This window comes from Bowmanella denitrificans, from assembly GCF_039522935.1.
Lineage (GTDB): Bacteria > Pseudomonadota > Gammaproteobacteria > Enterobacterales > Alteromonadaceae > Bowmanella > Bowmanella denitrificans.
Genome location: NZ_BAAAEI010000007.1, coordinates 117317 through 130271 on the forward strand (window position 1 = coordinate 117317; position 12955 = coordinate 130271).

Below are 12955 nucleotides of genomic sequence, written 5' to 3' on the forward strand. Positions count from 1 at the left end.
CTGCAATCAAGACTGGTTACGTAATTGATGTGCTGCATCAATAGATACTTTGGCAACTTCAAAGATCTCACTAACCGGAATTGGCGATTCAGTTCCCTTTTCAATAGCATTAAGAAATCGATGACAACATTCGGCCTGTCCTTTATCCTGCCGCCACAAATTCATATTACTAAAACCAGGCCAACCGTAACCTTTCAACTTCCGGAAATTATCCAATTGCAATACCCTTCCGGCCGTGAAGACTTCTACCCGCTCCTTTGGAAAGTTGCTTGCACCATTTGCAAAATAGTGAATGGTACCAAAGGAACCGTCAGCAAACGCTAGTGTAATGGATGCCTTGTCTTCGGTTATATGTTGATATGGATTATCGCCCATTCGTCTCGCTTGAACAGATACAATCTCACTGGCCGCTAAATACCTCATCAAATCTATAAAGTGACAAGCCTCGCCAATAATACGGCCGCCTCCGACTTCTGTATCTTGTGTCCAATGCTCTGCGGGTATAGCTCCTGCGTTCATGGTCATAACGAATGATTTGGGCTCTCGTACATTGCACAACAACGTTTTCATCTTCTGTATTTGCGGCGAGAAACGTCGATTAAAGCCCACCATCAAATGTACATTTTGACGGCCTCTATGAACCTGTTGGTAGGCGGTTTCGGCCTCGGCCAATTCTTGCAGGTTAATGGCTAGCGGTTTTTCTACAAATACATGCTTGCCGGCGGCTAGCGCCTGCACCACAAAGCGGGCATGGGTATTGTGTCGGGTAACAATAGCCACCGTGTTGATGCTGCTATTGGTCAGCATGGCATCTATGTCGGTTGATGCTTCAGCAAAGCCAGCTTTTTCACCATGGATAACACTATTGATGCCGCCAGTCGTAACAAGAGTATGAAGCTGTGCACCTGCCCGCTTGAAGGCTGGTATCAACATCCGGGAAGCATAATTTCCCGCTCCTATTACCCCCAATACTGGCTTACTAGCTTCGAAGCGCTGACTTTCGTTTAACTTAATATTACGTTGGCTACATCTAGTAGACTCGGAGCCATATTGCAGCAAAATACCCAGTGCAGTTTTGTCGATAGTAAACAATCCGTAGGCCTGGGGAGCATCGTCAAACGCAAAGCGATGAGTGATAAGTGGTTTTACATCCAGTTGACCGGAGGCCATCATGTCTAGAACGGCGACAAAGTTACGTTGCTCGGGCCAACGCACAAAACCAAGAGGGTAATCCTGCCCTTTCTCCTCATAGTTGGGGTCGTAGCGCCCCGGGCCATAAGAGCAAGACACTTGGAAGCTTAGTTCTTTCTCATAGAAATCGGCACGATTCAGTTCAAGGCCGGTAACACCCACCAATACAATGCGACCGCGCTTACGACACATGCGGGCAGCCTGAGCAACTGGTTCGTTGGACTTTGTGGAAGCAGTAATAATGACGGCATCGACACCATTGCCCCGACTGAAAGCCATACCAGCGGCAACAGGATCTTCACCCCTGCCGGGGTTGCAAGTTTGCGCACCAAATGTACGGGCCAGTTCCAATTTTGTATCGTCAAAGTCAATAGCCAGCACCCGACAACCATGGGCTCGTAGCAATTGAACTGTGAGCAAGCCAATCAGCCCAACCCCGGTAACCACCACGCTCTCGCCCAGAGTTGGCTGTGCCAGTCGGATACCCTGCAAGCCAATGCTGGCTACAACGGTAAAAACAGCTTCTTCGTCTGTGACATTATCTGGAATTTTGGCACAAAGATTCTTGGGTACACGTACCACATCGGCATGCGACCCATTGGAAACCACTCGCTCCCCTACGCCAAACTGTTCTGCCCCTTTTCCAACTGCTGTCACTGTACCTACATTACAATATCCCAAAGGGATCGGCTGCCCAAGTTTTGAACGAACTGCATCAACCGTGGCTAGTAAACCATCTGTCTGTACTTTTTCTAAGACCATTTTCACTTTGTCTGGCTGCTGGCGTGCCTTTTCGACAATATTAGCCTTACCAAAATCAACCAGCATCCTTTCTGTTCCGAGTGACACCAAGGTTACTTGAGTTTTAATAAGAAGATAACCTGATTTAACTTGCGGACAAGGAACATCAACCAACAAAGTTTCACCACTACTTATATTTTGAAGTATTTGCTTCATGACTATCCTAAATACTAATCCGAAAACTCATTAGCTATTACCACATTCCCTGTCTCAACAGCTTCTTTTGTTCGCAGCATTAAATTAGCCGAATTCCACAATTGCTTCACCGAGTAACCAGTCCCCTCTTTAGCCCCCATATAAGACCGGGTAATAGCTCCTTCATGACCATGATCTCTGTGCAATGGAGATATCACTTTCGATTGGTGCAATTCTTTAATAACTAACTTATCAAAATCCATCATTGATATTAATACATTCCCCCTATGCACGCTCAGTCGCTCACTAACACCTTCAAACGTATGCCCTTTTGAAGACATGGTTAAAACAGCTAGAGAGCCATCAGCAAATTCATAGGATACAACAAAGTCACTCTTATACTTATTTGAGGTGGCCGGTGTGACCTTTACTGGAAATTGTTGTCCTACTGGAACCAAAGATAATGTGTAATCGATCCAATGGCACAAGTTACCAAGCACCCTTCCACCTTCCTCTGGTGCAAAATACCAATGGTCATCTTCTAATTCGTGAGCCGCGATAAACCAATTTATCATCATGGGTCCGGATTCTTTATCAAGTGCTGCTTTTAACTTACGCCCCAGAGGGCTTTGCGGCCTGTTGTAACCCAGACCAACTTTCCCGCTTGAGCTACTCATGGCATCTATCAATCGCGCAAGCTGATCATCACTGACTACGGGAGGTTTTTCTATATGAACACTTTTATTTCTTTGAAGTGCTTTTATAGCATATTCGGCATGGCTAGCGTGGTTCGAAGCAATGTAAATCAGATCAATTTTTTCGTCTTCGAGTATTCTATCGGCCTCAGTAGTATAATACGCCGCCTTGGAATCAAGACACAAAGAGGCGGCGCGATCAGTATTGATATCCATAGCTCCTCTTATTACTTGTCCATAATTTTTTCGCAAGTAATAAGTAATGGTACTATAACTAAAATTCCCACACCCTATAATACCAACATGAGATTTTTCAGAGTGACTGGTTATCGTTGGAAGCTTCTCGAAAGTTCTTTTCATATGATATGCGGAGCGAACCTTATTATAGGTACGTCTCAAACCATAAAGCTTTACGTATTTTAATACTTTCCTAATACGAAACAGAATGCTTCTTTGGGTATAGTCCATTTAACTAATCCTCATGATTCCACAAATAAAGAAAGGCGAGTTATATCCGATATTTAAGTATAGGCGGCTCGATTATTTTTCAAACCACCTTTCAGTTTCTTAACTGAATAGTCCTCAAAAACTAAAAAACTTACATATGAAACGATTAACGCCAAAACAAAACTGCTAACTGCAAATGCCAGAAATGATAAACTAGAGCCTAGTGTGTTACTCATTCCTGAAAAAATCCTCTTTGTGCCAAACATCACTGGTGTGTGCCAGATGTAAAAGCTGTAACTTATAGTACCAAGAAACTGAATATATCTTGAGTGCAGGAGCCATCGCACCGAAGAAGACTCATTAACGACAGTGAGAAAAATGATAAATCCAGATAATACCGCTATAAACCAAAAAAGAAGGGAGTCTATTAGATCCGGACCTGTGTACTGTAGACAGAATAATACAGCGAAAAAAGCAAAGAAAGATGAAAGAACAGTTATATTACTGTTAATACTCGGCAGTTTATCTTTTTGGTGTAAAAAATATAGCGCCACCCCAATTACAAAAAAAATAGCTCTGGGATAAAAAGCAATAAATGGTAAAACCACAATAAGGATAAATATAACCATTGTGATACGCGCAGACGAAAACTTCTTTGTAAACGCAGCCATTAAATAAAACACAGCTTCATAGCTCAAGGACCAAGCTACAACCAATGCTGCTTCGATAGGATAAACCCCCGGGATAAATAATAAGTTCATTACCAACAAACCAATCCACTGGTAAAATACAACTCCTTCAAAATAGTGATAACCTACAAATGGTCCGACAATAAATATTAAAGACACTACAGGTATGAACACCGGGTAAAGCCTGATACAGCGGTCTAACAAAAACGATCTTACATCCACATGGCGAATAATACTATCCGTTATAAGATAACCACTTATCATAAAGAATACTTCTACTCCATATTGAGTCGTCAGTAGTATCGCCTTAGCGACGATTAACCCAAGCCCGATATCAGAGAAAAAGTTTTCAGTAATTCCACCTGCACCCACATGACTGAAAAAAACAAGCAAAGCTGCCAGTCCCCTTGCACCATGAATTGACTTGTTAAAGATACGATTATCTTTCAAAATGAATTCCTTCCTGATAAAAAGCCAGTCTACCTTTTGGGATGAAAAGCTTCAGGCAAAAAATTAGAATTATCAGCGACGGATAAACGCCAGCAGATGTGATCGCAACAATCGGTGAAAAAACAATGAGCGTGAGAAATAATAGGCTGATGTAAAAACTGAAAAAATCTCCAACTATTAAGAATCTGCTCCAGAAGTAGGCGCCAAAAATTGCCACAATAAAAATGACCGGCAAGCTACCAATAGCACCAAAATCCAGATAAAAAGCTCCAGCAAGTGTAAAATAGACACCTGGATTGGGAATGCTAGCCAAGATCTCCTGAATTGAAACAACATTCAAACCCAACTTATTTACAAGTATTCCTTGTAGATAGAATTGATACGCAAAAAAATATGGCGCTTGTTCTGGGTAATCAGCTGAATATAAAACGTCGAACTGAAATACGCCATGGCAGGCATAATACACTGTAGAAGCCAACACAAAGTAATACTGAGCAAACTCAGGATTATTCGAAAAATAACTTCTAATAAAGTCTGGGACAGCCAATCCCGGCAAATTATTATCCAGCACTAACATCAATTCATGACTATCTCCACTGGAGTGACCAGTTCTATCTATAAAAATAATGGAAAAGACATAAATAACAACAAACCCAAGTAGTATATAGAGGAGCTTACTAGATAGCTTACTCTTCTTTTTAATACCAAAACGTAGTTTATATGCATAGTTGGACAAATAGGCAATTAAAAGTGCTATCGCCGCGACAAATCGACCTCCAGACAAAAACGAAACAAAGATTCCAATAATAAAAACTATAAAAAGCTGACGCGCTTTAGATTTGGACAGATACTTCTGAAAATATACACAAAAGATATAGGCTAATACGAAAAACCCTGAAAAAGCCATACCAATAATGCCAGCAAACGTACTACCTTGTTGTAGAGAACTATCGCGTCCACGAGAAAGCCTTAACTCGGTAACCTCGGCAAGTGAAAAACTAAAACCATTGAGAAGAAAAAACTTATAAACTAGGGCCCCTGAAACAATCAAAGAAACAATCATCAACCTATTAGCTGATTTAAGTACCTTCTCCTCAGAATAAGTAACGTAACGCTTTTCGCATCGAAATCCCGAGCTATAAAGTGGATATAAGACCGCCCCCAAAAAGAACAATACAAAAAAACCAGCCAAGAAGCATGATGCTTCAAGTCCAATTGGAGTGAAGTCAAGAAAAGGCACTGACCTCAAGACCAAGACCACTGTCCATGAAAATAACAAAAGCAAGCCTGGGACAAAAAGCAAATGCTTCCTAACTATTTGCAATTTTAATACTTCCTTTTAATATTTCTCTGACAAATATGTGTGGTTCCTTAATAGACACCAACTCTCCGTCTACTTCATATATCTCAGGATGAGTTTCTTTAGAATTTAAGTAATACTGTCCTTCACTAAAAAACTCCACTTGTTTTCCATTTACCAGCGCCTCAATACCAATAGTTCCTGTCCAACACCCTATTATATTTGCAGAAGTTAATATTTCACTAGTTGCGATAAACGGATCGATAAAAACAACTTTAGGGTTCTTCAATAAGGAAGTGTAAAAGTGATTATTATTATCATACACAGTAGCTGGATGCTCTTTGAGTATTATCTGGTCGTATCTACTTGACAATTCCGCAACCTTGCACCTAATCATATCTTCAAACTCAACCATTTTAGTATCGTTAGACCAATACTCAATGGTTGCTTCCGGAAAGTAGTGCAGCGGTATAAAAATGGAGTTTTGTAAAAATTCGACCTCGCTTAGCTTTTTGAAATGGCGCTCTACGAAAAAGTTAAGAAACTCCCTGACAGAGGTATTGTATGGCGTTGCCAGGAGGTCATACTCCTTACGCCCCAAGAGTTTTGCCCCCACGAGATAAAACAACAGGAACCTTGCTTTATATTTAAAATATCTGAAGATAGCAGCTTTTAGGGCTTTGCTTCGTTTAGGTGCCATATGAGAACGGAAACGTCCTTTAAGCGTTTCAACAACCTCGCCTACTTCATTCGGAGAGGGTTCTCGAATTTGGTTATGCTCACCATATGTCGTTATTCTTTTATAATTGCTAATAAAGAAATTTGAAACACCATAGACTTTAACGCCATACGATCTTGCAACTTGCACCATGATATCCATGATGTAATTATCTACAGGATAAATAACGAGAGATTCAAAAGCATTTTTCTCAAAAATATCTAAAAGGCCCGCCGTAGCACGCCTGATAAGAATCAAGCAGTCCTTTAAAGGAGTGTTTCGCAGCACTCTGTCACGAAAAATAATTTTGTCCAGACTCAAATTTGTTTTAATAAACGCCTCGGCCTTGGGCGAATCATCTAAAGTGCTATCGTTCATATCTATTCGATAGTCACCATTAAAATACTCAGAGATCGTTAGAATATCTTCTGCATTAAGTTCATGTCTGGCAAAATTTAAAACCGCTTTATCAAACTCTTTGCTGCGTCGGATGTATACAAGTACTGGCACATTTTTCTCCAAACTATTCATACAGTAAATGCGATGTACATTTTCTGGCATAGCCATACAAAATTATTGATAATATTAAAAACACCGAATATGTTTTTATAAGTACCAAGTACAACCCATGGATCCCTGCCACTAACATTAGAGGATATAATAGCAGTGATATAGCGCATGATATCAAAGATAAAATCACCAGAAATTTCATTTTTCCTAAGTAAATATAAACAGAATTTACAGACATAAAAACATTTGCCAATCCTAGCAGCATGACCATAATTAGACAAATCTCAAATAGATATTTATATCCATAAAATTTCTCAGCCACATATGCAAAAGCTAATGTAGCTATTGCCAACGGAACAAACAGCGAAAAACATTTTTTCATCTGTTCAGTGACTTTCGAGTGAAGCCTATTTTTTCCTTCTTTTCCAAGCGCAACTATATTTGTGTATGAAAATGTTGTCACAGCAACCATCGTTAATTGTGTTATTGCGAATGCCAGTGAATAGTCCGCAAGAAAGTCATTAAAGTGATTTTTGATAAATAATCTATCCATATAAAGCATTATAAACAAAATTGCCGTTGCCGAATTCATCAAAACACCCGCTTTCACGCAGAACCAGAACCCTTTAATACTTGCCAAAAAATTAATCTTTTGTAATTGAGACTTGATATATCCCTTATCTATAAGGAAAGAACATGCCAAAATTGCAAATAGCACAAAGCTTAATGCAACAGAAAACAATACGTAGTAACTAACAGATGAATCAGAAACCTGAAAAGCAACAGCACCAGCAATCAATGTAACTGCCAAAATAGGCTTAAACGACATGGCAGCCAAATATTTTTCTCTGGTCTTCAATATCGATTCTATTAAAATCGTCAACACAGAAAACCATACCAGTACAGCCAGAACATCTAGCTTTAAAAATAGCAAAATGGCTGATACACAAAACGCATATAACCCTCCGCCTACAATCAACACCATCGCATTCAAGTCTGTTCGATTACTGGAATTGATGGTATCAGTAATGTAACCAGTACCCGCGCCTAAAGCAACAAAGTTAAATAGTATGAATGTAAATTTTAGGAACTCCACCTGAGCATAAACACCCTTATTCAAAAAATAGGGTAAAACGAGCGTTTCAACTCCAATTAGAGAAAATATAATGTAGCGACCAAGCAACAATTTAAACAAGTCAAAAACCTTTACTTTGGCGGACAATAAAACCTGCTAATCTTTTCAAAAACATCTTGTTTTCTACAAGCCCTGCAACAATTTTAGATAGAGCAATGATAATAGCAATTGAAAGCATTATTTGAAGGGCCATGAACACCCAATCACCAGCCACATTTCGATTAGTGAAGGCAAAAACCAATAACAAAATGGGAAAATGAATCAAGTACAACGTATAAGCATATCTCGATCCCTCAGCAACAGCCAAAATACTGATATTGGAAGAATAGGCCTTTCCCCGCCTTAGTGATAATAGAATTGGTAATAATGGCGCAACAAATAGTCCGAACATAAACTTATTCCGATTATTATAATAGTAACTAGATGAAGACTCTAATAACATGTAAAACCACAATAAAAAAAATGTGGCCACTAGAATGTAGCAAGCAAATCTCACCCAAGCTTTTTCCCATTGATTCCAAGCCGCAGCAGAAAAAGCGCCCGCCCCCCACACGACCAGCCCGTACCACCAAAACTCATTAACATTGTATGCCAAAAATGCGAACACAATGACCAGAGCAAAAACATTTTTGCGATTTCCTAATAACAATGTAATTAACGCGGCGACTATATAGTACCAAAATTCTGCAGCTAAAGACCATAGTGGACCATTTATTGTCGGGCTTTTAAAAGAATCAATTATGTTGTTAATAAAAAACAAACTTCCAAATATATCCCTCCACTTAATCACTATTTCTTCTCTGGCAAAGTATATTTCTTGCCTGTTTCCGTACTGAGTAGAGTTGGTTAAATCGAAATACCACAGCAAAAAGTAGCCGAATAATGATATCACTGTTGCAACTAAAAGAGGTGGATACAGCCTCACCATGCGTGATACTAAAAATTTTTTTATATTGAATTGGCCTGTTGAACTATTTCTCCAATTATTTACAATAGATAAAAAAATTAAGAAACCACTTAAGACAAAGAAAAGCATAACCCCAAATGAGCCTATGTGCCTGTAGAAAACCCACACAAATTCAACATTAAGATCCTTATGTGGAAACCAATAAGGGTTTACCAAAATCTGCTGGCAATGGGCCCATAAAACTAAAAATGCTCCACTTCCTCTTAGAAAGTCGAGCACTTGTGACTCTGATTTAGTTAAATTTTTTTCAACTAACAAAACAGATTTCTCTGACTATTTCTTAAAAAAGTCCAAATCATTATTGGCCTGTACGTAATCACTAACCTGACCTATATCTACCCAGTAATCATTTAACTTGTATATCTGGGCAGCGCTCTTTGGAATTAAAACCTGCTCAAATAGCGTAGGCATATCAAAGAATTCATTTTCAGGAATGTCATATAGTAAACTTGGCTCAAGGATGTAGACACCAGCATTAATGTTTACAGAAAAGGATGGCTTTTCCTCAATTGAGGTTATAATATTCGTTTTATTTGCATTTACAACACCATAGGGCACTTTAAATTCATGATTTCTAACGCACATAGTAGCCAACCCACCACTCTCGATGTGATCATTAAGAACGCTACCAAAATCAACATTGGCTAAAACATCGGCATTAACAACAAAAAAACGTTCTTGAATTTGGTGTTTTGGAATCAACCCTAAGGCACCTGCCGTACCCAACCGCTTTTTTTCCTCAATATAACTTATTGACACACCATATTGAGTACCGTCGGAAAAGTAATTCATTATTACTTCTTTTTTATAATTCACACACAAGATAAATTTATAAAACCCTTGGTCTCGAAAATGTTCAATAAGGTGCTGCAACATAGGTCTATCACCAACTTTCAGCATTGGCTTGGGCTTGTCCTTTGTTAACTCACCTAATCTAGCCCCTAAGCCTCCGGCCATAATAACAACAGGATTGGGTCTCGAAATAAACTCTATATCATCTAGTGTGAACAAGGCATTTAATTTACCATCGCTACTAACTAAAGGCATATGTCGTCTATGTAATTGCTTCAGTTTTGCAACAATTGATTCCCTACTTGAGTTGCTCGGCATCGTAACTGGATCATTATTGATTGCATCTTGTATTGAGCTTTTATTTTTTAATATAGCTCTCCTGATATCGCCATCTGTTATTATTCCTACTAATTTCCCATAATCATCTACAAAAGCGAGAAAACCAATTCCCCCTTTATCCAAAGCCTCAATAGCATCAAGTAATGTGCTATCTTCCTTCAATACAAATACATGTTCCATCTTATTTACTCGATAAAAATTCAGCTAACTCAAAGTCGTCTATAGTATCGATATCTACGGAACGATCTCTAGGCATCAGATAGCAAAAACTATTGTCGCTGTAGTATTTACCTTGCTTTAACAGTTTGGACTTAAAAATATAAATCGCACCATTGGGATAGTAGGACGTCCGCTCCGCTTGCCTATTCTCTATGGTGTCTTCAAAAATGTTCTCAAACCTTCCATCTGCGGTCAGATACTTATGCCACCTCACAGGATGAGCTTCTTGTGTATAGCTCACTACTGAATCAGCATTAGTTCGTAGAAAGAGCTCGTGAGCAGCATCAATATCATCTGCATTCCTCAAGGGACAAGTTGGCAAAAGTACCATAAAGGCCTCTACAGACCGCCCCCTCATCACTGCCAGCTTTTCAAGAAACTCCAGATAAACATCAATCGCTTTTGCTGTATCGGTAGCCAGGGCTGGGTGTCTCAAAAATGGCACCAGTGCTCCAGCATTTTTTGCTGCACCGGCAATCTTCTCGCAATCTGTAGACACAAACACTTCAGACACCGACTTAGCCTTGAGCGCAGCCTCTATAGTATGGGCAATCAGTGGCTTTCCACAAAAATCCAAGATATTTTTCTGGGGAAGTCCTTTTGAGCCTCCCCTTGCTGGAATTAGTGCCAGCATTTAAACCAAATCTTCCTTGTTCAAAATATAATCGTAAGGTAAGTCCTTGTTTACCTTAAAGCCAATTACATGCTCGGTCATACTTGGTGAAATTCCCGTTCCTGGGCGCTTATAGTCAATATCTTCTAACGTCAAGGTCTCACCCGCTTTCATCGCACGGCTCAATACGATACTTCTTCTGAACTCAGCCTTTCTTTCAGCCGATTCTGTCGCTACAACCCTGAAGCTACCCAAGGCATCACATATTCTCTTAGCGCCTTCTACGATTCCATGCATCTCATCCTTGGTGGCAGAAACTTTATGATCCCAACCCACCATGTTCTTATCCAGAGTAAAGTGTTTTTCAATCAATGCAGCACCTAGCGCGATGGATGCAAGCGGAATCTGAACACCTATGGTGTGATCTGAAAAGCCAATAGGGTAATCAGGATAACACTGTCGCAGGGTAATAATGTTGTTAAGGTTTACATCTGCATCAACCGGAGGATAGGTTGCCACACAGTGCAGGATACATATCTCCTTATTGCCTGCTTCCTCTATAGTTTTAACGGCTCTGTCGATTTCGCTCAGATCACTCAATCCTGTTGAAATTACCATTGGCTTTCCCTTCCTGGCTAAATAGTCAAGAAAAGGGAGATTATTCAAATCCATCGATGCAACTTTGATAAAGGGTGTTTGCAATACATCTACAAGAAAGTCTGCTTCACGTTTACTAAATGGAGTTGATGTACAATCGATGCCGACCTCGTCAGCAAACTTTTTCATCTCGAGGAGCTCAGTTTCCGATATAGCATACTCCTCAACTATTTCCTCTAGTGTGTAATCTGTTCTGTTACGATAATCGTCTGCGATAAAATAATTATCCTCGTACTTTTTCCTCGAGAAGATAGTTTCTTTACTCCAGCTTTGAAATTTAACACAATCTGCTCCAGCCTCTTTTGCTTCTAAAATAAGCTTTCTAGCCAAATCCATATCACCATTATGGTTTGAACCTAGTTCAGCGATAACATAAGGGCGTCGATAATTACCAATTTTTACAGATTCAGTTAACTTAAGCATCTTCAATTTCCTCAAAATTAATTAATGACCACCAAGCTCTGGTCGGACACAATTTAACAGACTTTTCGACTACATCCTGTAAAATATAATCACTACTTTCAAGCAAAGTACATGTCATACTGTATAAACTGGAAAACTCAGGATTATCACTCATCATCAGTTTGTAGTGCAGCCTTTTAACTTCCAGCTCTCTCCTTGCTTGCTCCAACGTTTTTTCACCAATATTTGCCACATTATTATCATGCTGTCTGTAATAGGTTTTTGTATCATTAGTGAACAACGCCTTTTTTCCTAGAATCATGAGTCTAGAAAAAAAATACCAATCAACAGCTTTCAAATTCTCTGGAAAAATAACAGAATCAACAACGCTCAAGTCAATAGCAGTATTTGACATGCCAAAATAATTCTTCTGCTTCACCGCATCAAATTTCAAATAACTCTTTGAGCCAAATTCATTTAACTCATCAAAATGATTTTTACTATAGATACCTGATTCATTAAAAAGATCAACATCATTAACGACTATATCTGTTTCAGCAAGCAGTTCTAGAGAACAGGCTACTCTATTCTCAGCGAAACAATCATCAAAGTCAGCGAAAACACCTACTTTATACCGACTTCGTGAAAAGTTAATTAAAAGCTCACGATTCTTGGCTATATTCCCTGTCCCGGCAACCTCAACAATATTCAAATTTCCGTACTTCTTTTCAACATCTCCAAGAAACTGAAAACCATCGTTGACTAATACGATGTCGAAATTCTGAAAAGACTGTTTAGCCAAACTATCGAAGTAGTCAAAGTAGATATTGGTGGAAACAGGGAATGCAGTGGTTAGTACAGCAACAGCAGGTCGGTTTGAACTCACTTTTATTCC

General features: G+C 39.3%; 11 protein-coding genes. All 11 read right to left on the minus strand.

The annotated features are described in order from the left end of the window. Positions 1–6 precede the first annotated feature (6 nt). From ABD028_RS08815 to ABD028_RS08865, 11 genes are read right to left on the minus strand one after another with little or no spacing between them, the layout of a single operon-like run. Positions 7–2148, minus strand: a complete 2142-nt coding sequence (locus tag ABD028_RS08815; RefSeq protein ID WP_343844250.1) for a bi-domain-containing oxidoreductase — start codon at positions 2146–2148, stop codon at positions 7–9. A gap of 14 nt (positions 2149–2162) precedes the next feature. Beyond that, positions 2163–3290, minus strand: coding sequence for a Gfo/Idh/MocA family protein (locus ABD028_RS08820; RefSeq protein ID WP_343844252.1), 1128 nt, complete (start codon positions 3288–3290; stop codon positions 2163–2165). Positions 3291–3343: 53 nt separating this feature from the next. Next, entirely contained in the window at positions 3344–4408 is a 1065-nt protein-coding gene (locus ABD028_RS08825; protein WP_343844254.1) for an acyltransferase family protein, read from the minus strand. Continuing rightward, positions 4398–5732: an O-antigen polysaccharide polymerase Wzy gene (gene wzy, locus ABD028_RS08830; RefSeq protein ID WP_343844256.1), complete on the minus strand. Its 1335-nt coding sequence runs from the start codon at positions 5730–5732 to the stop codon at positions 4398–4400. Before wzy ends, ABD028_RS08825 begins: the two co-directional genes overlap by 11 nt. Then, positions 5719–6936, minus strand: coding sequence for a capsular polysaccharide export protein, LipB/KpsS family (locus tag ABD028_RS08835; protein ID WP_343844258.1), 1218 nt, complete (start codon positions 6934–6936; stop codon positions 5719–5721). The genes wzy and ABD028_RS08835 overlap by 14 nt, the downstream gene beginning before the upstream one ends. A gap of 13 nt (positions 6937–6949) precedes the next feature. Then, positions 6950–8158, minus strand: coding sequence for an MATE family efflux transporter (locus ABD028_RS08840; RefSeq protein WP_343844260.1), 1209 nt, complete (start codon positions 8156–8158; stop codon positions 6950–6952). Then, positions 8133–9296, minus strand: coding sequence for an acyltransferase family protein (locus ABD028_RS08845; RefSeq protein WP_343844262.1), 1164 nt, complete (start codon positions 9294–9296; stop codon positions 8133–8135). Before ABD028_RS08845 ends, ABD028_RS08840 begins: the two co-directional genes overlap by 26 nt. Positions 9297–9311: 15 nt before the next feature. Then, complete coding sequence (locus tag ABD028_RS08850) at positions 9312–10349, minus strand: nucleotidyltransferase family protein (RefSeq protein ID WP_343844264.1); 1038 nt, start codon at positions 10347–10349, stop codon at positions 9312–9314. Between the two features lies 1 nt (position 10350). Further along, positions 10351–11022, minus strand: coding sequence for an acylneuraminate cytidylyltransferase family protein (locus ABD028_RS08855; protein ID WP_343844266.1), 672 nt, complete (start codon positions 11020–11022; stop codon positions 10351–10353). Beyond that, positions 11023–12081 (minus strand): N-acetylneuraminate synthase family protein, encoded by a 1059-nt coding sequence (locus tag ABD028_RS08860; RefSeq protein ID WP_343844268.1) that lies wholly within the window; start codon positions 12079–12081, stop codon positions 11023–11025. Further along, positions 12074–12946 (minus strand): glycosyltransferase family protein, encoded by an 873-nt coding sequence (locus tag ABD028_RS08865; RefSeq protein ID WP_343844270.1) that lies wholly within the window; start codon positions 12944–12946, stop codon positions 12074–12076. Before ABD028_RS08865 ends, ABD028_RS08860 begins: the two co-directional genes overlap by 8 nt. Positions 12947–12955: the final 9 nt, after the last annotated feature.